This is a genomic window from Actinoallomurus acanthiterrae (genome assembly GCF_054775715.1).
The window spans coordinates 4,283,571-4,308,978 of the sequence record NZ_BAAHCO010000001.1 but is presented as its reverse complement, the minus strand read 5'-3'; the positions used below and the strand labels follow the sequence as shown (position 1 = coordinate 4,308,978).

The window sequence follows — 25,408 nt, the reverse complement described above, 5'->3', positions numbered from 1 at the left end:
ATGTCCGCCCGGTTCAGGACCAGGTGATCTCGCCGGTTCGGTCGACGAAGCGGCCGGAGCCGGCGCCGGGCTTTTCGGTCGCCAGGCCGACGATCGCGTCCGTGCCTTCGGTGACGGTCTGGGGGCCGGTGTGGCCGTTGAGGTCGGTCGCCGTGTAGCCGGGATCGGCGGCGTTGACGCGGATGTCGGGGAACGCCTTCGCGTATTGGGTCGTCAGCATCGTGAGCGCCGCCTTCGAAGCGGTGTAGAGCGGCGCGATGACCGAAGACTCGGGCCGCGACGGGTCGTGGGTGTAGGCGAGCGAGCCCATTCCGCTGCTGACGTTGATGATGACCGGATCCGCTGATCGGCGCAGCAGCGGCAGGAACGCGCTGGTCGTTCGGACCGCACCGGCGACGTTGACGTCGAAGACGCCGAGGACGTCGGCGCCGGTCAGGGCGCTGGGGTCGCCGGACGGGCCGTGGACGCCGGCGTTGTTGATCAGGACATCGATCGATCCCTCGTGCTCGGCGACGTTCGCGGCCGCGGCGGTGACGGACGCGTCGTCGGTCACGTCGATGGGGACGAAGCGCGCGCCGAGTGCGGCGGCGGCCTCCGCGCCCCGTTCGGGGTCGCGGGCTCCGGCGAGCACGGTGTGACCGAGTTCGATGAGGCGGCGGGCGGTCTCGCGGCCGAGCCCCTTGTTCGCTCCGGTGATGAAGATGATCGTCATACGGTCATTGTTGGTCCGCCCGTGGCGTCCGGCCAGGGACGCCTCAACGGTAGGAGCAGCAGTACCACCAACGATTCCGGAGGATGCCGGAAGATGGGCATCATGACCACGACACCCGGGGCCGGGCTGGGCGCGATGATCCGGGCTTGGCGGGATCGGCTGCCCCCGTCGGCCGTGGCGCTGCCGGTGGGCCGGGCGCGCCGCGCGGCCGGGCTGCGCCGTGAGGAGCTCGCCGAACTCGCCGGCGTGTCGGTCGACTACATCGTGCGCCTGGAGCAGGGGCGGGCCACGACGCCCTCGGCGTCGGTGGTGGCGTCTCTGGCACGCGCCCTGCAGCTGTCCACCGCCGAGCGCGATCATCTGTACCGGCTGGCGCACCTCGCCCCGCCGGCGGACGGCGCGATCTCCGACCACATCCCGCCCGGCGTTCAGCGGGTGCTCGCCCGGCTCGGGGACGTCGCGGTCGCGGTGTTCGCGGCGGACTGGCAGCTGATCTGGTGGAACGGCGGTTGGGCCGCGCTGCTGGGCGATCCCTCGTCGTCGCCACCGCGGCTGCGTAATTTCGCCCGCGACAGGTTCCCGGTCGGTGGGGGTCCGGCTCGCCTCGCGCTGTGGCCGGTGCGCGAACGGGACAGGGATGCCATCGACGCCGCCGTCGTGGCCGACCTGCGCCGCGCCACCGGCCGGTTCCCGCACGACACGCGCCTGGCAGAGCTGATCCGCGTCTTGAGTGCGGGCAACCAGCGGTTCGCCGAGCTGTGGGCGACCGGTACGGTGGCCGCTCACCGCGAGGACCACAAGACGATCGAGCATCCCTCGGTGGGGCCGGTCACCGTCGACTGCGACGTGCTGACCGACGGTGACTCCGAGCTCAAGATTGTGATCATGAGTGCCGTGCCCGGCAGTGCGGACGAGACCAAGCTGCGGCTCGCCGCGACCGCCGGTCCGCCGGTCACCACGGACAGCTCGCCCAGACCCTAGGCGGGGTCAGTGCGCCAGGTAGCCGCCGTCCACCGGCAGCACGGTGCCGGTCAGGTAGCCGGCGTGTTCGCCGGCGAGGAGCAGGAGCGCGGCGGTCAGCTCGTGGGTCTCGCCCCAGCGGCCCATCGGCACCTCCCGGCGCACCATGGCGAGGGCGACCGGGTCGTCGCGGGACGCCTCGTTCATCTCGGTCAGCACCGGCCCGGGAAGCAGGCAGTTGGCGGTCACCCCCGTACCGGCCAGCTCCAGCGCCAGGGACCTGGTCAATTGAACGACCGCGCCCTTCGACGCGGCGTAGCCGGCGCGTTCCGGGGCTCCGACCACGCCGAGTACGGATCCCACCGTCACGATGCGCCCGTATCCGGCGGCGGTCATCCGCTTGCTCGCCTCCCGCACGGTGTACCAGGTGCCGTAGAAGTTGGTGGCCATGCAGGCGTGGAGCACGTCGGTGTCGAGTTCGGCGACGCTGCCCCGGGCCAGGGTTCCGGCGCTGGTGACCACGATGTCCGGTCCGCCGAGCCGCTCGGCCACCTCGTCGACCATGGCGCGTACCTGGTCCTCGGCGGAGACGTCGCAGCGTATCCCGATGGCCTCGGGGCCGATCCGCTCGGCGCATGCCGTCGCCCGCTCCGGGTCCCGCGAGGTGATGGCGACCCGGGCCCCGGCGGACGTCATGGCGCGCGCGGCGGCGAACCCGATACCGGAGGCGCCGCCGGTGATGAGCGCCGTACGGCCGATGAGGGAGGACACGGCCCGATCGTAGGGACCGGCGCGCGGGCGGGCACCGGACCTGGTCTGGTGAGCGGACCGCCGGTGTCGCATGATGGATGTCCGGCGATCACGGAAGGGTCTGGCCAGGTGGAGTCATTAGGGCTCGCAGCGGGTGGCCGGGGGTACCGGTCCGGTGGTGGACCGTGCGTCGGCGAGCGGTGACGGGCGCGGCCGAACCCGCCGAGAGCGTGGTGCAACACGCGTCGGTGGGGCCGTTCGGGACGATCTTCCAGGCGGGCCGCGACATGGTCGTGTACGAGGCGGAGGCCCCGTATCGCCTGTCGTGGTGGCCGAAGCCGACGGGTGTTCCGTCGGCGGGGCAGGCGCGTGCACAGCCCAGCCGTCTGCTGCGCGCGTCGACCGCCGTGGTGCCGTTCACCGGCCGCGGCGACGAGCTGGCCGATCTGCGGGCGTGGCGCGACGGGCCGGTGCCGCAGGCCGTACGGCTGGTGCACGGCGTGGGCGGTCAGGGCAAGTCGCGGTTGGCCGGGCACGTCGCCGAGGCGTGGAAGGAGGAAGGCTGGCCGGTTCTCGCCGCGCATCACCGCCGGGATCCGTCGGCGCCCGCCACCTTCGAGCCGGAGGACCTTCGGACGGCGAACAGGCTGTTGGTGATCGTCGACTACGCCGAGCGCTGGGACTCGACCGATCTGCTGAGACTGCTCGCCGATCTCGGCCGTCCGGCCGACGCCACCGTACGGGTGCTGCTGCTCGCCCGGCCGGCCGGGACCTGGTGGCAGACCCTGGCCCACCGGATCGAAGCGGATCTGGAGTGGGAGAGCGACTCTCGGGCACTCGGACCCGTCGAAGCCGGTCCGGCGGGGCGGACGAGGCTGGTCGAGATCGCACGAGACCGATTCGCCGCGTTGCTGAACATCCCGGACAGTCACCTCATCGAGGTGCCGGAGGTGACCGCGGCACATGATGAGTCCGGTCAGGCGCTGGCGGCGCACATGGCCGCGCTGGCCGCCGTACTGGCCCACGACCAGCGCGTTCCGGCCCCGGAGGGCCCGGTGGCGGTCTCGACGTTCCTCCTGAACCGCGAACGCGTCCATTGGCAGGCCTTGCACGACCGGGTCGACGGCCCGCTGACCACCAATCCCGACGTGATGGGCCAGGCCGTTTACACGGCCACCCTCACCGGCGGCCTCCCACACCACGATGCCGTGGCGGCCCTCCATCGGATCGGGGTCGAGTCCTCCCAGCACCCCGGCCAGATCGTCAAGGACCACGCCCTGTGCTATCCGCCCCCGGCCGGGCGCGGAGCCGGCGTCGCAGTGTTGCGACCGCTGTATCCGGATCGCCTAGGTGAGGACTTCATCGCGCTGACGACACCGGGCCACCCGTACGACCACCCCGGCGATCCCTGGGCGGAGGGCGCCGCGGTCCGCCTCCTCACGCCCGACGGCACCCCGGCGTGGACGCGGCCCGCGCTGACGGTGCTCATCGAGACCGCGCGCCGCTGGCCGCATGTTGCGGACACCCAGCTGTATCCCCTGCTTCGCGCCCGTCCCGAGCTGGTGCTGCAGGCGGGCGGTGCCGCCCTGGCCTCTCTCGCCACGATGCCCGGTGTCGACCTGTCGCTTCTCGAGACCATCGAGGCCCGCCTGTCGCACGAACGCGATGTCGACCTGGATCCTGCCATCGCCGCCTTGACCACGCGCCTGGCGGAGCACCACCTCGCCCGTGCCAAGAGCCCTGCCGAGCAGGCGCGCACCTTCGCCAAGCTGGGCACCCGGCTGACCAACGCCGGGCTCTATCACGACGCCGTCGAGGCGGATCGCAGGGCCGTCGACGCCTATCGGCGGCTGGCCGAGCACAACCCCGCCGCACTGGTCGAGCTGTCGGGGGCGTTGGGCAATCTCGGCATCGCGCTGGCCCGGCTGGGACGGCACGCGGAGGCATTGGCGCCCTCTCGGGAAGCGGTGCGGATCGACCGGCGGTCGGCCGCGGGCGGATCTCGGCGAAACCGTGACTACCTCGCGGCATCGCTGAACAACCTGGGTAATCGGCTGTCAGAGCTGGGGCACCACGTGGAGGCGCTGAAGGCCGCCCAGGAGTCGGTTCAGATCCGGCGGCGGCTCGCCAGGGACGAGCCGGACGCCTACCGGGCCGCGCTGGCCAGTTCGCTCGACAATCTGGCAAACCGGCTGTCGGAGCTGGGGGATCACGGGAAGGCGCTCGAGGCCACAGAGGAAGCGGTCTCCCTGTATCGGCGACTCGCCGCCGACAACCGCGCTATTTATCAGGGCGAGCTCGGCATCGCGGTGGACAACCTCGGGGTGCACCTCGACAGGGCCGGACGGCACGCCGAAGCGTTGCCGATCGCCCAGGAGGCGGTGCGGGTCCGCCGCGAGCTCGCGGCGTCGAACCCCGCCGTCTTCACCTCCGGTCTCGCCGGATCACTGGACAATCTCGCCGGCGTACTCGGCGCTCTGGGGCGGCACGAGGAATGTCTGGCGGCCGTGCAGGAGGCCGTTCGGCTGTACCGGGTGGTGGCCGACGCCAATCCGGGCGCCGCACAGCGCCACCTCGCGGCCGCCCTGTGGAATCTCGGCACCGCGCTCCGCGGCGTAGGACGACCTGAGGAGGCGGCGGAAGCGACCGGGGAGGCGTTGTGGCTGTACCCGCCGTTGGCCACGGCCGGCCCGGACACGTTCCCGAGCTGAACCGTTCGCTACCGTACGGCCGCGGTCAGGGTTCGCTTGACCAGGCGGCCCTCCTGCATCACCAGGACGACGTTCGCCGGGTCGCCGAGTACGTCGATGTCGGCGACCGGGTCGCCGTCGCACACCACGAGGTCGGCGGTCTTTCCCGGTTCGACGGTGCCGAGCGTCTCGTCCAGGCCCAGCAGCCGGGCGGCGTTCAGCGTGCCGGCGCGGATGGCCTCCAGCGGCGACAGGCCCAGCTTCGTCAGGTGGCCGAGCTCCCGGAGGTTCTGGCCGTGCGCGAGGACACCCGAGTCGGTGCCCAGCGCGACCCGTACGCCACGCCGGACCGCCTCACTCAGCCGTTCCATCGCGACCTCGGCCATCCGCATCTTCTTCTCATACGCCGCGGGCGTGAAGTGCTCACGCGCGACGTGGAACGTCGACAGGGTCGGGACCAGGAACGCGCCCCTCTCCAGCATGAGGTCGATGCCCTCATCGTCGATGAGGTATCCGTGCTCGATGCTGGACACGCCGCCCCGCAAGGCGTTCTTGATGCCCTGGGCGCCCTGTGCGTGCGCGGCGACCGGCCGGCCGCGGTGCCGGCGCGTCTCCTCCACGACCGCCGCGATCTCCTCCACGGACAGGCCCTCGTCCTCGGGCTGGTCGCTCGGGCTGTTCACGCCACCGGTCGCGCAGACCTTGATGACGTCGGCGCCGTCGCGGAGGAGCCGACGCGTCGCCAGGCGTGCCTGCGCCGGATCGTCGACCAGCTCACTGACCGGACCGACGAGAGGCGACGGGTCGAAACCCGTGGGCAGCCGGAAGTCGGCGTGCCCGCCGGTGTGGCTCATCAACCGGAGCGCGACGTGCAGCCGGGGCCCGTCGATCAGGCCGAGCGCCACGGCGTCCCGGTAGCCGGCTTCGATGCCGCCGAGGTCCCGCGCCGTCGTGACGCCGCCGTGCAGTGTCTTCCGCATCTGCTGTGCGCGCTCGAAGACGGTGACCGTCGGACGGTTGGTCAGCAGCCGCCCGGTGAAGTCGGTGTTGCTGTTCATGAGGAAGTGCACGTGGCAGTCGAAGAACCCCGGCAGCAGCGTCCGTCCGCCCAGATCGACGACCGTCGCGCCATCGACCCGCGGCCTCGAGTCCTCCGGCCCGACGTAGGTGAATCTGCCGTCGTCCACCACCACGGCCATCGACTCGACCGGCGCCGCGCCGGTGCCGTCGATGAGCCGGGCACCGGTGAGCACCGTGGGTCGGGCCTTGTCCTCCGTCATTTCCTACTCCGATTCTGCGCCCGGCGGGCGATCAGGGGATGTGCACCTCGACGGTGCCGGTGGCGCAGACGGTGCCGTCGGCGGCGGTCTCGGTGAGGGCGAGTTCGACGAGGTGGCCGTCGCCTTCCTCCCGTACCGTGCTCACCGTCGCCGAGCAGGTCAGGGGCACGTCGGCGTACGCGGTCGCGCGGTTGCGCCACTCGACGCGACGCAGCGCCGCGCCGGGACCCGCCCAGCGCAGCACCGTGCGGGCGAACATCTCGCCGTGCAGCGTCGACTGCACCACGACGTCGGGGAAACCTTCCGTGCGGGCGTGCTCCTGGTCGTAGTGGATCCGGTGGGAGTTCCAGCTCACCGCGCTGAAGCGGAACAACCGTACGCGCGTCGGCGTGAACTCCAGCGGCGGGCACACCGTGCCCGGTTCAAGCTCCATCGCCGTCTCCCAGCACGATCACCGACTCGTCCGACACCACCAGTGGGGTGCCGGACTCGTCGAAGTACTCGGTGCGCAGCCCGAGGACCACGAAGTCCCCGGCCTTGCCGCGCTTGCGGTCCGCGCCGGTCAGGGAGCGCTCGGCATGGATGGTCATGCCGGCCCGCACCGGGGCGAGCAGCCGTACGGCCTGCCCGCCGTGGACCTGCCGGACCGGCAGCCCTTCGGTGCACGGTGACTCCTGCGTGCCCAGCCCGTCTGGTCGCAGCTCGTCCTCGGGCGGGCCGTCCTCCCAGCTGAGGATGCCGGTCAGGAACATGGGCGGCGCGATGACCGGACGGCCCGCCGCCTCCGCCGCGCGGGCGGCGACGGCGTACTCGTCGTCGCCGACCGCGATGGCGTACCGGCACAGGTCCCGGACCGTGACCTCGCCGAGGCGGACGCGCTCGGTCCGGCCGCGGAGCCGTGCGGCGCGGGCGCTGACCTCTTCCAGGGGATCGCCGGTCATGAGACGTACTTCTCGTACCAGCCGCGGAGCATCACGGTCTTGAGGTCGGGCCGGGTCTTGATCAGCTTCTGCCCGAGGAGGAAGTCCAGCTCCTTGCCGGCGGAGGCGTAGTCGGCGTCGGTGAACCCGCGCCCCGCGAAGTTGATCTCGGGGAGGACCTTGACGGTCGTGTCGGCGGGCAGTTTGACCTGCTTCTGTGTCGCCTCGGCGGCGGTCTTCGGGTCCTTCGTCACGATCTGGTCGGCCTCCGCGACGACCTTGAAGATCTTGCCGGCCGTGTCGCCGTGGCCGCTCAGCCACTTCTGGTCGGCCAGGAGCCACTGGACGTACCCGACGCCGAAGTCGCCGATCCGGCCCGCGAGGTGGCCGCCCTCCTTGACGCCGTTGGCCGCCCACGGCTCGAACAGGACGTACCCGTCGATCGAGCCGCGCCCCAGCAGGCCGGGCATGTCGGGCGGAGACCCCTTGACGATCTTGATGCTGTTCGGGTCGATGCCGTTGTGCTTCAGGTACGCGTGGGTGGCGTACAGGCCGAGGCCCTGGATGGAGCCCATCGTCTTGATCTGCTTGGGCGAGTCGACGCCCTTGCGCAGGACGACCTTGAGGTAGCGGTCGGAGGACTGGAAGACGCCCATCGAGCGCAGGTTCGCGTTGTTGGCCATGAGCGACAGCGCGGTGGAGTCGGCGTTCGCGGAGATCTGGGCGGTGCCGGCGACCACGGCCTCGGCGGCGGCCGGTCCGCCCTCGACCTGCATCAGCTGGACGTTCACCCCGGCCTTGGCGAACATGCCGCGTTCCACGGCGAGGTAGAGCGGCGCGTACGACGGGTCGACGCCGACGGCGATGCGGATGACCGGGCCCTTGGCTCCGGCGTTGGCCGCCCCGGCGTCGGTCGAGCCCGACGTGCAGGACGCCGCCAGGACCAGTGCGGCACCGGCGAGGACGGCGGCGCGGGCGCGCCGCAGCACGGGCCTCATGCCTTCTCCTCGGCGAGTTCGAGGGCGATCTGGGTGATCTGGTCCTCCTGGCCGCCGACCAGCCGGCGTTCGCCGCAGCGCAGCAGGATCTGGGCCGGGTCGACGCCGTAGCGCTCGGCGGCGTGAGCCGCGTGCCCCATGAAGGAGGAGTAGACACCGCCGTACCCCATCGCCAGGGAGAGGCGGTCGACGACGCACTCGCGGTCCATGATCGGCCGGACGACCTCCTCCGCGACTCGCATCATGCCGAACGTGTCGATGCCGGTGCGCAGGCCGAGCCGTTCACAGACCGCGACGAGCGCCTCGGTCGGAGTGTTCCCCGCACCGGCGCCGAGGCCACGCGTGCAGCCGTCGACCTGTACGGCGCCGGCGCGGAAGGCGAACATCGTGTTCGCGACGGCCAGAGAGAGGTTCTGGTGTCCATGGAAGCCGATCTGCGCCTCCCCGCCGATCTCGGCGAGCATCGCCTCGACCCGCTCGGTCACCTCGTCGAGGACGAGCGCGCCCGCCGAGTCGGTGACGTACACGCACTGGCATCCGGCGTCGACCATGGTGCGCGCCTGCTTCGCCAGGTCCTCCGGGCTGAGGCGGTGCGCGAGCATGAGGAAACCGACCGTCTCCAGGCCCATCTCGCGGGCGAGCCCGAAGTGCTGCTCGGAGATGTCCGCCTCACTGCAGTGGGTGGCGATGCGGATCACCGAGACGCCCAGGTCGTGCACGGCCCGGATGTCGTCCTTGGTGCCCACACCGGGCAGCATCAGCGCGGCGATCTTCGCCTGCCGCGCCTCGGCGACCGCCGCCTTGATGAGGACCCGCTCGTCGGTGCCAGACCTGCCGTACACGTAGGACGAGCCGCCGAGCCCGTCGCCGTGGGTCACCTCGATGACCGGCACACCGGCCGCGTCGAGTTCGCGCACGACGCCGCGGACCTGTTCCTCGGTGAACTGGTGCCGGACGGCGTGACTGCCGTCCCGCAGGGTCGAGTCGGTGACCCGGATGTCGAGGCCGTCGCCGTACGCCATCACGCACGTCCCTTCGTCAGGTGCTCCGCGAGGACGTCGCCGACGCGCGCGGCGGCGGCCGTCATGATGTCGAGGTTCCCGGCGTACGGCGGCAGGAAGTCACCGGCGCCCTCCACCTCGAGGAAGATCGCCACCCGCCTGCCGTATCTGTCCGCGTCGAACTGGGGGTCCGACAGCAGCCGGTAGCCCGGTACGTACCCCGCCACCTCGGCGGCGACCTCCTTCACCGACGCCGTGATCGCGGCCTCGTCGGCGTCGTCGGGGATCGAGCAGTAGACCGTGTCGCGCATCAGCACGGGCGGGTCCGCCGGGTTCAGAATGATGATCGCCTTGCCGCGCTTCGCGCCGCCGAGCACCTCGATCGCCCGCGACGTCGTACGGGTGAACTCGTCGATGTTCTGCCGGGTGCCCGGGCCGGCCGACAGGGAGGCGATCGACGCGACGATCTCGGCGTACGCGACCTCCGTGACCCGGGACACCGCGTGCACCATCGGGATCGTGGCCTGTCCGCCGCAGGTGACCATGTTGACGTTGGGCGCGTCCAGGTGCTCGCGCAGGTTGGCGGGCGGCACCACGTACGGGCCGCGCGCCGCCGGCGTCAGGTCGATCGCGCGGATGCCGGCGGCGGCGTACCTCGGTGCGTTCCGGACGTGGACGTACGCGGAGGTCGCCTCGAACACGAGGCCGGGCAGCTCCGACTGCGCGAGCAGCCAGTCGACCCCTTCGGCGGAGGTGGTGAGGCCCTCCTTGGCGGCTCTCGCCAGCCCCGCGCTGGCGGGGTCCACCCCGATCATCCAACGCGGCTCGACCAGGTCCGAGCGGAGCAGCTTGTACAGCAGGTCGGTGCCGATGTTGCCGGATCCGACGATCGCGGCCGAGATCTTCGTCATCTGCGTCTCCCCGTCAGCCGAAGGTCACCAGCGGCGGGACCGCGAAACGGTCCCGCTCAGCTGCGGCCGGCGTCCTCGCCGCCTCGGTCGGCACCTCACCAGAAACAGTCATGGTTGTTTCCTCCCTGTCACCGGGCGAGAATTCCAGCCGCGTCCCCGCAGAGGTAAGCCGATCGTCCTGCTCAGCGGACCGACGGCGTCACCCGGGATCGCGACCGTGGCGTACGGCGGGGGCATTGAGCCCTGATTCAGGACGGTTGAAAAATTGTGTTTAACCGTCCCAGAGCGCGATCAAAAATTGATGTCATTTGTCAATATGGAGAATTATCCGCAAATTCGCTAGCTTGCTGTCTCTCGCCTATCACGACGGGGAGTCACAGCCTCATGAGCAGACAGCAGAAGACCTTCCGGGCGCTTGAGGTCGGTGACGGCGGCGACGGACGATGGGCCGAGCACACGCAGGCGCTGTGGCCGACCGCCGAGGACTGGCTGACCGACGAGGCCCGGGCAGAAGAGGGTGCGGCCAGGGCACGGACGATGTTCGAGACACACATGCCGGAGCTGGTGCCGATCCTCGACCTGCTCGCCGGGCAACTCGACCGGCCCGGCGGCGAGACGTATCTCACCCACGCCGCCATCCGGCCGTTCTTCTCCGGCTGCACTCAGATCGGCGACAAGGGCGTTCTGCTGCGCAACTACGATTTCCCGCCCGATGAATGCGAAGGCACGATCATCTCGTCCCGGTTCCTGCGGCCGGTCATCGGAATGCAGGAGGCAGGGTGGGGTCTGCTGGACGGAATGAACGACGCCGGGCTCGCGGTCTCGCTCACCTTCGGCGGACGCTTCGTCCATAGGCCGGGTTTCACCATCCTCATCGTGCTGCGCTACCTGCTCGAGACGTGCGAGACCGTCGACCAGGCGATCGACCGGCTGCGCGGACTCCCCATCGCCATCCCACAGAACGTCACCCTCGCCGACCGTGATCGGGCGGCGACCGTGTACGCAGGACCCGACACGCCGCTGATCGAGGCGACGGACGCCTGCGCCGCGAACCACCAACACCTGCCGATACCGCAGGACCAGGAGGCGTTCACCCGAACCCAGGAGCGGCTCGCCGCCGTTCGCGCCGCTGGCCCGGACGTCGCGGCGATGCTCCAGCCCCCGCTGTACCAGACCGCCTATGAGGTGGGGCAGGGGACGATCTACACGGCGCAGTACCGTCCGGCCGAGGGCCGGGTGACCTACCACTGGCCGGACGCGAGCTGGGAGCAGTCATTCGACGATTTCACGCCCGGTCCTCGCGCCGTGACCATCGGGCGGTGACGGGTCGTGCGGGACCTCTACCTCATGCAGGGTCCTCTACCGTGCGGCCGACCCGGCCCACGCTCCCAAGGCGATCTGCCTGAGACCGCCGCGCCGGTCGTTTCAGCCGAACGTGACCGTGACCGGGCCGAGGACGTCGAAGTCGGCCGTCACGACGTCGCCCGCCACCACGTCCACCGCACGCGTGCAGGCGCCGGGGAGCACCACGTGTCCGGGCTCCAGGGACACGCCGCGCTCGCCGAGGGTGTTGGCGAGCCAGGCGACCGCGGCGGCCGGGTTGCCGAGCACCGCCGACCCCGGGCCGCGGTCGACGAGTTCGCCGCCCTTGAGCAGCCGCCCTTCGACGCGTTCCAGGTCCACGTCGCCGACCGGCACCCGGTGCCCGGAGAGTACGACGCCGGCGCTGCTGGCGTTGTCGGCGACGGTGTCGGCGAGTGTGATCCGCCAGTCGGCGACCCGGCTGTCGACGATCTCGATCGCGGCGCGCAGGTGGTCGGTGGCCGCGAGGACGTCGTCGACCGTGACGCCCGGTCCTCGCAGTTCGTCGCGGAGGACGAACGCGATCTCGATCTCGGCCTTCGGGGCGAGGAGGTCCGCCGCCGTCACCTTGCCGCCGTCCTCGGTGAACATCGACGCGAACAGCACGCCGTAGTCCGGCTGGTCGACGCCGAGCATCTGCTGCATGGCGGCGGAGGTGAGCCCGACCTTGTGGCCGCGCACGGTCTCCCCCGCGGCGATCCGCCGCCGCGTGTTGATCAGCTGGATCTCGTACGCGTCGGCCGTGTCCAGGCCGGGCCAGGTCTCGGTCGGCGGCGGGATCGCCGCGCGGTCCCGCTCGGCGGCGGCCAGTGCGCGTGCCGCCTCGGCGAGCACCTCACCAGGTACGGTCATGTTCGTTCCCTCCTGTCACGCGGCGAGGATTCCAGCCGCGTTCCGGCCTGGACAGCCGATCGTCCTGCTCAGCGGACCACCATTGTCAGTGCAGGTGGATGCCGCTGCCCGGGCCGAGGGGAAGCCCCAGCGTGTAGAAGAGGGCGAGCAGCAGGGTCCATACCACCAAGAATGGCAGGGCGAAGATCGCCAGCCGGGAGATCATCGTGCCGAACCGCGCCTCGGGCTCGTACTCGCGCAGCATGGCCAGGGCCAGCAGCAGGTACGGATTCATGGGCGTGACGATGTGCATGGCGGAGTCGCCGACGCGGAAGGCCGCCTGGCTGAGCGCGGGGCTCATCCCCAGCAGCATGAACGCGGGGACGAACACCGGGGCGAGCAGCGACCAGAGCGCTGATCCGGAGACGATGAACAGGCTCAGCACCGCGGTGAGCGCGATGAACAGGACGATGACGCCGAGGCCGGTGAGCCCGATCGACTTCAGCAGCGCGGCGCCCTTCACCGCCAGTACGAGACCGAGGTTGGACCAGTTGAACAGGGCGATGACCTGGGCCGCGACGAAGATGAGGACGACATAGCCCGCCATGCTCTTGACGGCCTCGGTGGACATCGTGACGGCGTCCTGGGCGGAGCGCACGGTCCCGGACGCGATGCCGTAGGTCAGGCCCGAGATGAGGAAGGCCAGGAAGATCAGGGTGACGATCCCGGACAGCACCGGGGACGGCACCAGCGCGCCTCCCGGTCCGCGCAGCGGGCTGCCCGGCCACAGCCAGGCGGTCAGGACGGTCACGACGTAGGCGGCGAGCACGATGCCGGTGACGCGCAGCCCGCGCCACTGCTCGGCGGAGATACCGGCCTGTTCCGTCTGCCCGTCCGGCTCCTCGTACGCGCCGAGGCGTGGTTCGAGCACCCGGGAGATCAGGAAGCCGCCGAGCAGGCCGAGGACGATGCTGCTGACGGCGGTGAAGAAGTAGTTGACGAGGAGGTTGACCTCGATGCCGGACGTGCCGGGCAGGACCGCGATCGACTTCTGCGTGATGCCGATGAGGAGCGCGTCGAGCGAGCCGACGGTGAAGCCCGCCGAGTAGCCGGCGCCGACGCACGCCACGCCGCCGAGCAGCCCGGCGACGGGGTGCCGGCCCGCGGCCTTGAACGCCATCGCGGCGAGCGGCGGGATGACGATGTTCGCGACGTCGCTCATCATGTGCGCCTGGCAGGCCACGATCGCCAGCGCGTACGGCAGGACCGCGCGGGGGACGCGCGCGAGCGTGGCCCGCACCGCGACCTCGAGGAGGCCGCTCCGCTCGGCCAGCCCCACGGCCATGATCAGCATGATGACGGTCGCGAAGGGCGGGAAGCCGGCGAAGTTCTGGACCAGGTTCTGCAGGAGCCACACGACGCCGTCGGCGGTCAGCAGCCCCTGGACGGTCTTGGTCTGGTGGGTGCCGGGGATCGTGACGGTCGTGCCCAGACCGCCCAGGACGCTGGACAGGACCGCGACCAGCACGAAGAGGAAGGCGAACAGCAGGACGGGGTGGGGGAGCTTGTTGCCGGCCCATTCGATGCGGCCGAGCGCACGGTCGAGAAGCGTTGATCGCTTCGGGACGGCGGCGACGTTCTGGGTCATGGGGTTCCCTCGCGTGGTGCGGTGGGCGGGCGGACTCCCGGCCGAGGGGTGATCAAGAAGTGGTGGGCGGGGCCTTTCGGACGACGCCCTGCTGGATCACGTAGTGGATGTTGGCGGGCTCCCCCAGCACGCCGATGTCGCTGAGCGGATCCCCCGTGCAGATCACGGCGTCGGCGACCTTGCCCGGTGCGAGCGTCCCCAGCCGGTCGCCGACGCCGAGGAGTTCCGCGGCGGTTCGGGTCCCGGCGACGATCGCGTCCATCGGCGTCATGCCGAGGTCGACAAGGTAGCTCAGCTCCATGAGGTTACGGCCGTGCGGGCCGACCGCGGCGTCGGTGCCCATCGCGAACCGGAGGCCGCGTTCGATGGCGCGGGCGATGTTGGTCTTGGTGATGCCCGACCAGCGGACCTTCTTCTGGTAGTGGTAGTCCGGCATCGCGTCCTTGTCGATGCCGGCGTACACCGTCGACAGGGTCGGGACCACGAAGACGCCCTTCTCCCCCGCGAGGTCGCAGGCCTGGTCGTCCAGGCCGTAGCCGTGCTCGACGCTGGTGACGCCCGCGCGCAGCGCGGTGAGGATGCCCGCGGTGCCCTGCGCGTGCGCGGCGACGGCCTTCCCGCCGTGCCGGCGCGCCTCGTCGACGGCGGCGCGGATCTCCTCCTCCAGCAGTTCCTCGTCGTCGGGCTGGTCGTAGGGGCTGCCCATGCCGCCGGTCGCGCAGACCTTGATCAGGTCGGCACCCTCCCGGAGCACCCTCCGGACGCCGAGCCGTACCTCGTCCACCGAGTCGGCGAACTCCGCCATGCCCCTGCTCAGGTCGGTGCCGTCGGGCAGCCGTACGTCGCCGTGGCCGCCGGTGTGGCTGATGACGCGGACGGCGGTGTGGATCCGGGGCCCGTCGACACGGCCGGTCTCGACGGCGGTGCGATAGCCGGCGGGCAGGCCCGCGAGGTCGCGGGCGGTGGTGACGCCGGCGTCGAGCGTCATCCGCAGCCGCGCCGCCGTGTCGAACACCAGGTGAACCGGGTCCTCCTCGCCGCGCTTGCCCGGCGGTCGCCCGGCGGCGAAGCCGAGGTGCACGTGGCAGTCGATGAACCCCGGCAGGACCGTACGGCCGCCGGCGTCGATCACCCGCTCGCCGGGAACGGCGGCCGGAGCGCCCACGGCGGGACCCGCGTACGCGATGACGCCGGTCTCGTCGACGCACAGGACGGCGTCGTCGACCGGCGCCGCGCCGGTGCCGTCGATGAGGCGGGCGCGCTCGACACGCAGGCCACTGGTACTGGAGTGGAACATATGCAGGGGTGTCGCCTTCCGTGTCGTTCGCCCGGGACCGTCCCGATCGCACGACTGTCCGGCGCATCGGGGGACGAAGAGGTGACAACGCAGGATTGTGTTGATTTCGGGGTGGTTAACGCAGCATCATGCCTGCTCATGAGGACGCAGGATTCCGCCGCTGAGCTGGACGAACTCGATCGTCAGCTGGTGCACGCGCTGCAGATCCACCCGCGTGCCCCCTGGCGGCTGGTCGGCGAGGTGCTCGGCGTCGACCCGGTGACGGTCTCCCGGCGGTGGCGGCGGCTGGAGTCGCGCGGGCTGGCCTGGGTGACCGCCTACCCGCGGCTGACGGACGCCAAGCACGCGGTCACCGGCGTCGTCGAGATCGAGACCGAAGCGGGAGCGGCCGACCGGGTGGCGGCCGAACTGGCGGACGACGCGCGGGTGGTCACCATCAAGCACACCACCGGCGCCCGGGACCTCGTCGTGACGGTGCAGGCGGCGGACCTCGACTCGCTGGCGAACCACCTCACCCGCGGCGTCTCGACGGTCCCCGGCGTACGGGCGACCCGCACGCACCTGGCGACGCTGGTCCCCGCCGAGGGCAGCCGCTGGCGGCTCCGCAGCCTGGACCGCGACCAGCGCGCGCGGATGGAACAGGCCGCTCCCGACCCCCGGCAGCGGCCCGCCGGCCCCTGGCAGGAGGTGGACGCGCGGCTGCTGTCCCTGCTCGGCACCGACGGCCGCATGTCGATCGGCGATCTGGCGGCCCGCACGGGCACGAGCGTGACGACGGCACGGCGGCGCCTGGACGCCCTCATCGGCTCACGCGTCAACCTGCGCTGCGACCTGTCGCGGCCGGTCTCGGGATGGCCGGTCTCGGCGGTCTACTTCGGCTCGGTGCCGGCCGAGCGCGCCGGCGAGGCCACCGAGGCGCTGGCCCGGATACCGGAGGTCCGCTCCTGCGGCATCTACGCCGGCCCGCACAACCTGATCATCGACGCGTGGCTGCGCGGGCTCGCCGACGTGTACGCGTTCGAGGCGCATCTGTCCGGGCGGATCGCCCGGATGGACGTCCACGACCGCTGCGTCGTCCTGCGCACGTCCAAGCACATGGGGCGGCTGCTGGACCGCGACGGCCGATGCGTCCGTACGGTGCCGATCGACCTGTGGTCGGCCACGATGGCGTCGTCCTGAGCGCCCATTCTGAGCACGCGTGATCTTGACGAAGAGATTGTGGAGCTGTGCCCGGTAGCCCGCCCGATACGGGACGTTCGGGAGCCAATAGGAGGCCGTTCCGGCGCGCCAGTCCAGCGGACCCACGGTCACCACGCCGCCTAGGTACGGCGCCGCGAACGTCGGTGCCGGCGACTGAGCCGGAGCCTGCGCGAGGGCGTGGGGAGCCGGTTGGCCGTATGACGCCGGGACGGCCGGCACAGCCACGATTCCGGCGACCAACAGGCCCAGGAGCGCGGTACGGCGTCACCCGCTCGACGTGTGTCGAGGCCGGGATGCGCCGATGGGCTCGGCTGTCCGCGCGTTCTGCGGGACCCCGTCCGCCGTCGCGCGGCCCCTACGCCAAGGGAGTCGCTCGCCGGCAGGAAGTGCTCGAGGTGGCCCTCGAAGTGCTGGCTGCCAACGGGTTGCGTCACTCGTCGCTTGAGGACATCGCGACCCGCGTCGGTCTCACTCGCCCTGGCCTTCTGCACTACTTCGGCACGCGGGAAGAGCTGCTCGTGTCGGTTCTGCGCGCACGTCACGAACGGGATGTCGAGCGAGCATCACGTCAGGAAAGCGACAACGAGTCGCTGGCGGAGCGTGTGGTCAGCGCCGTGCTCCGGCAACATCGGTCCCCGGGCCTGGTCAGACTCGACGCCGCGATGGCGGCCGAGGCCACGGACCCGGCCCACCCGGCACACCTCTACTTTCGCCAGAGATCGCGACAACTTGAGGACCGCTACGCCCGGTCCATCGCCCATGAGATCGCGGTGGGCAGGGTCTCCTCCGACGTCGACTGCGGTATCGCCGCGCAGCAGATGAACAGCTTGATCGACGGGCTGCATGTCCAGTGGCTCATCGATCCAGGCCTGGACGTGCGCGCGATCTTGACGAGCGCGCTCCGGCGCCTCCTCCCACCACCGAAGTAACCGAGCCCTTCGGACCAGGAGACCGCCGAGGCCCTCGCCCGGGTGTCGGAGATCCACTCCTGCGGGATCTTCGCCGGCGCCTGGGCTCATGAGTCGTCGGCACGGCGCCGTCGTGAGTCGGGCGTTCCGCTCAGCGGACCGGGTTCGCCGATTCCTCGCCGTGCCGGGCCGCGCGCGAGCCGGGCGTCCTGCTCACCGGACCGGATCCGTTGGTGAGGCGCGCCGCCCTCCTTACCGTCACCTGTCATGAGCACGCTTGCCGAGATCTCGGTGCCAACGGACGACAACCCGCCGACCGAGGTCGACATCCTGATCGTCGGCGCCGGCCCGGCCGGTCTGTACGGCGCGTACTACGCGGGTTTCCGCGGTCTGCGGGTGGCGGTCATGGACGTGCTTCCCCAGCCGGGCGGCCAGATCACCGCCATGTACCCGGAGAAGCCCATCTACGACATCGCGGGCCTGCCCTCCGTACGCGGCCGTGACCTCGTCGACAACCTGCTGGCCCAGGCGGCGCCGTACGGGCCGGAGTACCTGCTCGGTCACCAGGCCGTGGAGCTGTCCTACGACGCCGGCCCGTCGTCCGCAGCGCCCAGGGCGCGACCGTACGCGCCGGGGCGGTCATCGTCACCGGCGGGATCGGGACGTTCACCCCGCGGCCGTTGCCCGCCGCGCGTGAGTTCGACGGGCGGGGGCTCGTCTACTTCGTGCGGCGGCTCGCCGACCACACCGACCAGGACGTCGTGATCGTGGGCGGCGGGGACAGCGCCTTCGACTGGGCCGACAGCCTGGTGCCCCTGGCCCGCTCGGTCACGATCGTCCACCGCCGCGACCGGTTCCGGGCGCACGCCGCGACCGTCGAACGCGTCCGCGAGGCGGGCGTCGAGATCCTCGTCAACAGCGCGGTGACGGCCGCGGCGGGCCCGGGCGGCCTGGAGACCGTTCAGGTCACCCACCTGCCGGACGGGACGACGCGGGAGCTGAAGGCGCAGACCCTCATCGCGGCGCTGGGCTTCACCGCCGATCTCGGGCCGCTGCTCGGCTGGGGCCTCGAACTCCGGTCGCGGCGGATCGCGGTCGGCACCGACATGGCCACGAACCTGCCCCGCGTGTACGCCGCGGGCGACATCACCGACTACCCCGGCAAGGTCCGGCTGATCGCGGTCGGCTTCGGCGAGGTCGCCACGGCGGTCAACAACGCCGCCACCGTCATCGACCCGGAGGCCGAACTGTTCCCCGGGCACTCCACGGACGGCCCCGCAGAGAGGAAATGAGATGGCCTACGTCATCGGCGCGGCGTGCGTCGACGTCATGGACCGGTCGTGCATGGAGGAATGCCCGGTCGACTGCATCTACGAGGGAGCGCGCAAGCTCTACATCCACCCGGTCGAGTGCATCGACTGCGGCGCCTGCGCGGAGGTCTGCCCGGAGGAGGCGATCTCCGCCGACCGGGCCGCCGATCCGGACCACCGGCTGGACAACCGGCGGTTCTTCGAGGAGCCGCTGCCCGGACGGGAGGAGCCCGTCGGCTCGCCGGGAGGCTCGGCGAAGATCGGCCCGGTCGGTGCGGACACCACGATGATCAAGGCGGGCTGACATGCGCATCGGAATCCGCCTGCCTCCCTGCCGCCCGGTCGACGAGGTCGCCGAGGCCGCGCGGCAGGCCGAGGAACTCGGCTTCGACGACGTCTGGGTGCCCGACTCCCAGACCCTGTGGCGGGACCCGTACGCCACGCTGGCCTGCGCGGCCCTGCGCACCGAGCGGGTCCGCCTCGGGACGGCGGTCACCAACCTGGTGACCCGGCATCCGAGCGTTGTCGCCGCCTCCGCGCGGACCGTCGCCGAGCTCGCGCCGGGCCGTTTCGTGCTGGGGATCGGCGTCGGCAACAGCTCCGTCGAGCCCGTCGGCCTCCGCTCGTCCACCACCGCGGAGCTGCGCGCGGGCGTGACCGGGCTCCGCGACGCGATCCCGGGGATCCCCGTCCACGTCGCGGCCAGCGGTCCGCGCAACCTCGCGCTCGGCGGTGAGCTGGGCGACGGGGTGATCCTGCTCGCGGGGGCCTCGGTGGCGCGCGTCCAGGACGCCCTGACCATCGTCGGCCGACACGGCGCACCGCCGGAGGTGGCCACGCCGCCCGAGGTGAGCGCGCCGCCCGGGATGAGCGCGCCGCCCAAGATGGGCACGCCGCTGGAGGTGGCCACGCCGCCCGAGACGGGCACGCCGCCCGGGATGAGCGCGCCGCCCGGGATGAGCGCGCCGCCGGAGGTGGGCACGCCGCCGGAGGTGACGGTCTCCGCCTTCTGCCACGTCACCGACGATCTCGAACGGGACGCGCCCGCGCTGAAGCCGGTGTGCGCGGCGATGGCGCAGAAGGGCGGCGGCGCCGCCCTCGCCGCGGCGGGCATCGAGGTGCAGGTCCCAAGACGGGTCCCCGGTGTCCGTCCCGACCTGTTGCACGCGGAAGACTGGGGGCACGCCGTCGACGTCTGCTCCGCGTGGGTGAGCGACGCCGACGCCGTGCGGTTCGCCGAGGAGTTCTGCCTGTACGGGACCGCGGAGCTGATCGCCGACCGGATGGCCGGGCTGGAACGACTCGGGGTCACCGGCGTCCTGCTCCAGCACGTCGGCTCCTACACCCTCCCCCATGAGCTGATGGAATCGCTCGGAAAGGTGCTCGCGTGATCCGTGTCCTGGAGATAGGCGACTACGCCGCGCCGGACGCCGGGCGCATGCTCGTCGGCCTCGGCGCGGACGTCACGATCGTCGAGCCGTCCGGCGGCGTTCCGGCCCGCCGTACGGACCCCGTCGCCTTCGCGCACCGGGCGGCAGGGAAGTCCTCCGTCCGGCCGGAGGACGCCCTCACGCTCGCGCCCGAGTGCGACGTGATCCTCGACGGCACGTGGGGCGGTCCGCTCACGCGGGTCGCCGCCGACCTGGTGGCGGCCGCCGGGCGAGGGGTCGTCCACGTCGTGCTCGCGCCGTACGGGGACGACGGCCCGGCCGCCGAATGGGCGGCGACCGACCTCACCGTCGCCGCCGCGGGCGGCATGCTCGCGCTGATCGGCCGGCCGGACCGCCCGCCGCTGCGCCCGTACGGCGATCAGGCGGACCAGCTCGCGGGGCTGAACGCCGCGATCGCGACCCTGGTCGCCACGCGCGCCGGCGGCGGCCAGCGCGTGATCGTCTCCGGGCAGGCCTCGGTCGCAGCCAGCCTGGAGTTCGGCGCGATCACCTATGTCCATACCGGGCGGGTTCCGGAGCGGACGGGCAGCACGCACCCGCTGGCCCCGCACACGCTGTTCGCGACGGCGGACGGCCTCATCGCCGGCGGCCTGGGCGGCAGCCCGCGGATGTGGGACGCCACGCTCGCCTGGCTCACCGAGAACGGCACGGCGGGCGACCTGACCGACGAACGGTGGCAGGACCCGGTGTACCGCGTCCGGCACCGCGAGGAGATCTTCGACCGGCTCGCCGGCATCGTCGGCGAGCTGAAGCGCGACCAGCTCTTCCACGAGGGTCAGGCGCGACGGCTCCCCTGGGCGGCGGTGCTGCGCCCGGAGGAGCTGACGGACAACGCCCAACTGGTCGAGCGCGGCTTCTTCATCGACGTCACGACGCCCTGGGGTGCGGCACGTGACGCGGGCTTCGCGGCCCGCGTCCGCGGCGCGACCCCGCCGGCCAGGCTGCGCGTCCCCGAACCAGGCGAACACGCCGTCCCGGCGACCACCGAACGGACCGCCGCGCCCCTCGAACCCGCCGCCCCGGCGACCGCTGAACAGCGGATGCGGACCGCCGCACCCGCCGATCCCGCCACCCCGGCGACCGCCGCACCGGCGCAGGCCACCGCACCGGCCGAATCCGCCGCCCCGGCGACCGTCGAACTGCGGACGCAGACCACCGATCCCGCCACCCCGGCGACCGCCGCACCGGCCGATCCCGCCGCCCCGGCGACCGTCGAACTGCGGGCGCGGACCACCGCACCCGCCGATCCCGCCACCCCGGCGACCGCCGCACCGCGGGCCACCGCGCCGACCGAATCCGCCGCACCGGTGACCGTCGAACGGCTGGCGCGGGACGCCGCGCCCGTCGAGCCGCGGCGCGGGGCGCTGGAGGGGATCCGGGTTCTCGACCTCACCTGGGTGCTCGCCGGGCCGTACGCCACCAAGACCCTCGCCGACCACGGCGCGGAGGTCGTCAAGATCGAGTCGCGGCACCGGCCCGACCCGACCCGCTTCTCCCCCGGGTTCCACCTCTCCCGGTCCGACGAGACCGACCCCGACACGAGCGGCTACTTCAACAACGTCAACCGGAACAAGAAGAGCGTCACCGTCAATCTGCGCACGCAGGAGGGCCGCGACCTCGTGCTCCGGCTCGCCGCGCACTGCGACGTCGTGGTGGAGAACTTCGCGGCGGGCGTGCTCGACCGGCTCGGGCTCGGCTACGACCGGCTGCGGGAGGTCCGCGAGGACATCGTCGTCGTGAGCATGTCGGGTATGGGTCATACCGGCCCGTGGCGCGACTACGTCTCCTACGCCGACGCGGTCTCGGCCCTGTCGGGTTGGACGGCGCTCACCGGGGAGCCGGGCGAGCGGCCGGTCGGCGTGGTGTACGGCCTGGCCGACATCATCGCGGGCCACCATGCCGCGCTGGCCGCGCTGGCGGCCCTGGCCGTACGGGACCGTACCGGAGCGGGGCAGCACGTCGACATGGCCCAGCTGGAGACCGCCGCCGCGCACCTGGGCGACGCGATCCTGCGCGCGGACCGCGGTGAGACCGTCGAGCCGCTCGGTGACCGGCATCCGCGGATGGCCCCGCACGGGGTGTTCCCCTGCCTCGGCGACGGCACCTGGGTGGCCGTGGCGGTCCGGACCGACGAGGAGTTCGCCCGCCTGGCGGCCGTCGCCGGCCTGCCCGACGAACCGGGCTGGGCGACCCTGACCGGGCGCAAGGCGGACGAGTCCGCGCTGGAGGAGCACGTCGCCGCCTGGACGCGGTCCCGGCCCGCCGAGGCGGTCGCGGAGATCCTGCAGGGCAACGGCGTCCCCGCCTACCCGGTGCGCGACGGCCGTACGCTCGTCGAGCACGACGCCGCGTTGCGCGCGTGGGAGTTCTACGTGCCGCTCGCCCACCCGGCGGCTGGCACCTTCCTGCATGAGGGGCTGCCCGCGCGGCTCACCCGCACGCCGGGAAGCGTGCACACGCCGGCACCGCGCCTGGGCGAGCACACCGCCGAGCTGCTCACCGGCCTGCTCGGCCTGGACGAGACCGAGCATGAGGCGCTCCGGGCGGCCGGCGTGCTGGAGTGACGTCGCCGTCATCGAGCCTCTCCGCCGACGTCCCGGTGAGACGCGCGAACGTGTCCGGTCCGCCGGGCAGCAGTCTCGGTGTGAGGTCGTGGAGCCGCCTCGCCGCACCCTCGTCGAAGAACGGGGGCCGAAGGCCGATCCGTCGGTCCTCGACGAACGCGCTCAGCGGTTCGGCGGGCGGCTCGTCGATGGGGTGGACTTCATCATCGCGACGTGAGCCGCCGTCGCCGCGTCGTACTCGCCGGAGAAGCTCGTCGCCACCATGCCCGGGTTGATCAGCACGTACCTGGCCCGTCCGGCGCATTCCGACCGTGCCGCCCGAGATGACGATGGTCCGCACGATGAATCTCCTCGCAGGTGGGTCCGGGTCGGGTGTGGTTCCATATCAAGCGCTTGGAAGGGTGACCTCGGCCGCCTCCGTTTCGGGGACGGTGGGCGGTGTTCCGAGTCGTCCGGGAAGCAGGACGGTGCCGGCGAGGATGATCAGGATCGCGGCGGTCATGAACCAGTACACGCCGTGGAGGCCACGGATCACGTCGGCCTTCCCGGCCGTCTGGACGATGAGCGCGACGACCGCGATACCGATCGAGGCGCCGAGCTGGTTCAGCATGTAGAGCACCGAGCTGCCCTGGGGCACCAGCGCCGGGGGCAGAGTGCGGTACAGCGATCCCATCGTGGCCGCCCCGACGAGGCCGAGTCCGGCGCCGACCGCGAGAGCGGCGAGCGTCGGCCACAGATCCTGCGTTCGCGCCCCGATCGCCGCGAAGGCGAGAGCACCGATCACGGCCAGGACCGAACCCGCCCGTACGACGACACGCGCACCGAACCGGTCGGCGAGCCGGCCCGCCGCTGGTGCGGCGACGGCGGCGCTCACCCCCAACGGTGCCACCAGCAGCCCGGCCGTCAACGCGCCGTGCCCGTGTGCCTGCTGGTAGTACAACGGCAGCGCAAACAGGGCGGAGAACATCGTGAGGCCGGTGAGGCCCATGACGGTCACGCTGGCCGCGAAGCCACCACGGGTGAACAACCTCAGGTCGATCAGAGGAGGCGTGCGCCGGGCGGACAGCGCGTGGATCGCGTAGCCGATCAAGAGGACGGCGCCGACCACCAGCGGGGTGAGAACCGGCCAGACCGCGAACGCCGCCCGTTCGCCCGCCTGTGACAGGGCGAGCATCAGGCTCGCGAACCCGGGCGCGATCAGAGCCACGCCGATGACGTCGAGCCGGGACGCCGCCGACTCCCGCGGCGGGTCACGCGGCACCGACCGAAGGGCGCCGAGGAACGCGGCCAGTCCGATCGGCAGGTTGATGAGGAACATCCACCGCCACCCCAGTCCCTGCAGCACGATCCCGCCGACGACCGGACCGAGCACGGGGCCGAGTGACAGGACTCCGGCCATCAGCGCCATCACCCGCGCCGCCCTGTGCGGCCCGGCGGCGCGGGCGAGCAGCATCAGGACGAGCGGATCGATGACGCCCGCCCCGACGCCCTGGACGACGCGGAAGACGATCAAGCTGGCGACGTTCCAGGCCAGCCCGGACGCCAGTGATCCGCCCAGGAAGACCAGGAGGCCGACCAGCCACAGCCGCCGCCCGCCGAACCGGTCGACGGCCCAGGTGGTGACGGGAATCGTGAGGGTCAGGGCGAGCAGGTATCCGGTGGAGACCCACCCGATCGCGCTCAACGAGGCGTCGAACGCCACGGTGAGGCGGTCGATGCCGACGGCGACCATCGTGCCGTCCAGGATGCCCATCATCCCGCCGAGCAGAATCACCGCGATCAGCCGTCGCAGCCTTGGATCCAGGCCGTGAGCCGGCGTTTCCGTCATGAGTCGCTCCAAACAGCGCGAAACTAGACTGACGAGACCAACTTAGAAGACCCGGCAGTCTTAATCAATCGAGCCCAGAAAAGAAGACTCATCAGTCTGGTTTAGGCGACCGTTCGGTAGGATGCACGGCATGACGGAGATGGCGCCCCTGACGGAGAAGGACCTCACGCGCGGGCGGGGGCGCATCGACAAGCGGCGGGCGATCCTGGACGCCGCGTTCCAGGTCTTCGCCCGCGAGGGTTACTCCCAGGCCGGGGTGGACGCGATCGCCGCCGAGGCGGGGGTCGCCAAGGCCACCGTGTACAACCACTTCGGCGACAAGGAGACGCTGCTCCGCGAGACGTTCGCCGCCCTGGCCGCCAGCGCGTTGGAGCAGAACCTCGCGGCGGTCGAGCGGCTCGCCGATCAGGGCGGAGACCTTCGGGCGCTGCTGGAGGACGTCGCATTCCACCTGCTCGAGTGCTACTGCGACGACCGCTCCCGGGCGCTGCGGCGGCTCCTGTCCGCGGAGATGCCCCGGTTCCCGGATCTGCTCGACACCGTCCAAGGCGTGTCGGATCGGGTCACCGACGCCTTGGCCGACCGGCTGGCACGTCTCGCGCTGGCCGGCCGGCTCGACATCACGGATCCCCTCATCGCAGCCGAGCAGTTCTCGGCCCTGCTCGGCGGCCCGGCGGACAAGCGCTCCCGCCTCGGCACCCGGCCGGTCCCCGACAGCGAGTTGCGCACGGTGGCGCGTACCGCCGTGGCCACCTTCCTCAAGGCCTTCGCTCCGGCTTCCACGTGA

24 protein-coding genes are annotated in these 25,408 nt (G+C 71.8%); 12 read left to right on the top strand and 12 right to left on the bottom strand.

Going from position 1 to position 25,408, the window contains the following annotated elements; translation table 11 throughout:
- Positions 1-13: 13 nt before the first annotated feature.
- Positions 14-712: an SDR family NAD(P)-dependent oxidoreductase gene (locus tag ACYVF7_RS20870; RefSeq protein ID WP_460343005.1), complete on the bottom strand. Its 699-nt coding sequence runs from the start codon at positions 710-712 to the stop codon at positions 14-16.
- A gap of 102 nt (positions 713-814) precedes the next feature.
- On the opposite strand from ACYVF7_RS20870, the gene ACYVF7_RS20865 reads away from it, so the two are divergent.
- Positions 815-1,693, top strand: coding sequence for a helix-turn-helix domain-containing protein (locus tag ACYVF7_RS20865; protein ID WP_460343002.1), 879 nt, complete (start codon positions 815-817; stop codon positions 1,691-1,693).
- Between the two features lie 6 nt (positions 1,694-1,699).
- Here the strand turns inward: ACYVF7_RS20865 and ACYVF7_RS20860 are convergent, their stop codons facing one another.
- Positions 1,700-2,443, bottom strand: a complete 744-nt coding sequence (locus tag ACYVF7_RS20860) for an SDR family NAD(P)-dependent oxidoreductase (protein WP_460342999.1) — start codon at positions 2,441-2,443, stop codon at positions 1,700-1,702.
- Between the two features lie 164 nt (positions 2,444-2,607).
- Between ACYVF7_RS20860 and ACYVF7_RS20855 the strand changes: the two genes are divergently transcribed.
- Entirely contained in the window at positions 2,608-5,133 is a 2,526-nt protein-coding gene (locus ACYVF7_RS20855) for a tetratricopeptide repeat protein (RefSeq protein WP_460342996.1), read from the top strand.
- An 8-nt stretch (positions 5,134-5,141) separates the two neighbouring features.
- Here ACYVF7_RS20855 and ACYVF7_RS20850 read toward each other — a convergent pair whose 3' ends face one another.
- Genes ACYVF7_RS20850 through ACYVF7_RS20825 form a run of 6 tightly spaced genes read right to left on the bottom strand, consistent with a single transcriptional unit; the run spans position 5,142 to position 10,222 of the window.
- A complete protein-coding gene (locus ACYVF7_RS20850; RefSeq protein WP_460342993.1) occupies positions 5,142-6,392 on the bottom strand; it encodes a metal-dependent hydrolase family protein in 1,251 nt (416 codons plus the stop codon).
- 31 nt (positions 6,393-6,423) lie between these two features.
- The gene (locus ACYVF7_RS20845; protein WP_460342990.1) at positions 6,424-6,825 is read right to left on the bottom strand and encodes a hotdog family protein; all 402 of its coding nucleotides are present in this window, start codon (positions 6,823-6,825) and stop codon (positions 6,424-6,426) included.
- Positions 6,815-7,333 (bottom strand): FAS1-like dehydratase domain-containing protein, encoded by a 519-nt coding sequence (locus ACYVF7_RS20840; RefSeq protein WP_460342987.1) that lies wholly within the window; start codon positions 7,331-7,333, stop codon positions 6,815-6,817. The genes ACYVF7_RS20845 and ACYVF7_RS20840 overlap by 11 nt, the downstream gene beginning before the upstream one ends.
- Positions 7,330-8,310 (bottom strand): ABC transporter substrate-binding protein, encoded by a 981-nt coding sequence (locus ACYVF7_RS20835; RefSeq protein WP_460342984.1) that lies wholly within the window; start codon positions 8,308-8,310, stop codon positions 7,330-7,332. Before ACYVF7_RS20835 ends, ACYVF7_RS20840 begins: the two co-directional genes overlap by 4 nt.
- A complete protein-coding gene (gene dmpG / locus ACYVF7_RS20830) occupies positions 8,307-9,332 on the bottom strand; it encodes a 4-hydroxy-2-oxovalerate aldolase (RefSeq protein WP_460342981.1) in 1,026 nt (341 codons plus the stop codon). The genes ACYVF7_RS20835 and dmpG overlap by 4 nt, the downstream gene beginning before the upstream one ends.
- Positions 9,332-10,222 (bottom strand): acetaldehyde dehydrogenase (acetylating), encoded by an 891-nt coding sequence (locus ACYVF7_RS20825; protein WP_460342978.1) that lies wholly within the window; start codon positions 10,220-10,222, stop codon positions 9,332-9,334. The genes dmpG and ACYVF7_RS20825 overlap by 1 nt, the downstream gene beginning before the upstream one ends.
- Positions 10,223-10,606: 384 nt before the next feature.
- Between ACYVF7_RS20825 and ACYVF7_RS20820 the strand changes: the two genes are divergently transcribed.
- A complete protein-coding gene (locus tag ACYVF7_RS20820) occupies positions 10,607-11,545 on the top strand; it encodes a C45 family autoproteolytic acyltransferase/hydolase (protein WP_460342975.1) in 939 nt (312 codons plus the stop codon).
- 102 nt (positions 11,546-11,647) lie between these two features.
- Here ACYVF7_RS20820 and ACYVF7_RS20815 read toward each other — a convergent pair whose 3' ends face one another.
- The 3 genes from ACYVF7_RS20815 to ACYVF7_RS20805 form a co-directional block, all read right to left on the bottom strand.
- A complete protein-coding gene (locus tag ACYVF7_RS20815; RefSeq protein WP_433172632.1) occupies positions 11,648-12,436 on the bottom strand; it encodes a 2-keto-4-pentenoate hydratase in 789 nt (262 codons plus the stop codon).
- An 85-nt stretch (positions 12,437-12,521) separates the two neighbouring features.
- Positions 12,522-14,063, bottom strand: a complete 1,542-nt coding sequence (locus ACYVF7_RS20810) for an AbgT family transporter (protein ID WP_460342971.1) — start codon at positions 14,061-14,063, stop codon at positions 12,522-12,524.
- A gap of 52 nt (positions 14,064-14,115) precedes the next feature.
- A complete protein-coding gene (locus ACYVF7_RS20805) occupies positions 14,116-15,360 on the bottom strand; it encodes a metal-dependent hydrolase family protein (RefSeq protein ID WP_460342968.1) in 1,245 nt (414 codons plus the stop codon).
- A gap of 138 nt (positions 15,361-15,498) precedes the next feature.
- Between ACYVF7_RS20805 and ACYVF7_RS20800 the strand changes: the two genes are divergently transcribed.
- From ACYVF7_RS20800 to ACYVF7_RS20765, 8 genes are all read left to right on the top strand, one after another.
- Positions 15,499-16,539, top strand: a complete 1,041-nt coding sequence (locus tag ACYVF7_RS20800) for an Lrp/AsnC family transcriptional regulator (protein ID WP_460342965.1) — start codon at positions 15,499-15,501, stop codon at positions 16,537-16,539.
- A 407-nt stretch (positions 16,540-16,946) separates the two neighbouring features.
- The gene (locus ACYVF7_RS20795) at positions 16,947-17,489 is read left to right on the top strand and encodes a TetR/AcrR family transcriptional regulator (RefSeq protein WP_460342962.1); all 543 of its coding nucleotides are present in this window, start codon (positions 16,947-16,949) and stop codon (positions 17,487-17,489) included.
- 246 nt (positions 17,490-17,735) lie between these two features.
- A complete protein-coding gene (locus ACYVF7_RS20790) occupies positions 17,736-18,233 on the top strand; it encodes an NAD(P)/FAD-dependent oxidoreductase (protein WP_460342959.1) in 498 nt (165 codons plus the stop codon).
- Positions 18,125-18,760: an NAD(P)/FAD-dependent oxidoreductase gene (locus tag ACYVF7_RS20785; protein ID WP_460358030.1), complete on the top strand. Its 636-nt coding sequence runs from the start codon at positions 18,125-18,127 to the stop codon at positions 18,758-18,760. The genes ACYVF7_RS20790 and ACYVF7_RS20785 overlap by 109 nt, the downstream gene beginning before the upstream one ends.
- Position 18,761: 1 nt before the next feature.
- Positions 18,762-19,082: a ferredoxin gene (fdxA, locus tag ACYVF7_RS20780; protein WP_460342956.1), complete on the top strand. Its 321-nt coding sequence runs from the start codon at positions 18,762-18,764 to the stop codon at positions 19,080-19,082.
- Between the two features lies 1 nt (position 19,083).
- Positions 19,084-20,169 carry an LLM class flavin-dependent oxidoreductase gene (locus ACYVF7_RS20775; RefSeq protein WP_460342953.1) on the top strand — a complete coding sequence of 362 codons (1,086 nt, stop codon included), beginning with the start codon at positions 19,084-19,086 and terminating at the stop codon, positions 20,167-20,169.
- A complete protein-coding gene (locus ACYVF7_RS20770; RefSeq protein WP_460342950.1) occupies positions 20,166-22,793 on the top strand; it encodes a CaiB/BaiF CoA-transferase family protein in 2,628 nt (875 codons plus the stop codon). Before ACYVF7_RS20775 ends, ACYVF7_RS20770 begins: the two co-directional genes overlap by 4 nt.
- An 88-nt stretch (positions 22,794-22,881) precedes the next feature.
- Positions 22,882-23,010: a hypothetical protein gene (locus tag ACYVF7_RS20765; protein WP_460342947.1), complete on the top strand. Its 129-nt coding sequence runs from the start codon at positions 22,882-22,884 to the stop codon at positions 23,008-23,010.
- A 168-nt stretch (positions 23,011-23,178) separates the two neighbouring features.
- On the opposite strand, the gene ACYVF7_RS20760 is transcribed toward ACYVF7_RS20765, so the two are convergent.
- Positions 23,179-24,621, bottom strand: a complete 1,443-nt coding sequence (locus ACYVF7_RS20760; protein WP_460342944.1) for a DHA2 family efflux MFS transporter permease subunit — start codon at positions 24,619-24,621, stop codon at positions 23,179-23,181.
- 130 nt (positions 24,622-24,751) lie between these two features.
- Between ACYVF7_RS20760 and ACYVF7_RS20755 the strand changes: the two genes are divergently transcribed.
- Positions 24,752-25,408 carry a TetR/AcrR family transcriptional regulator gene (locus tag ACYVF7_RS20755; protein WP_460342941.1) on the top strand — a complete coding sequence of 219 codons (657 nt, stop codon included), beginning with the start codon at positions 24,752-24,754 and terminating at the stop codon, positions 25,406-25,408.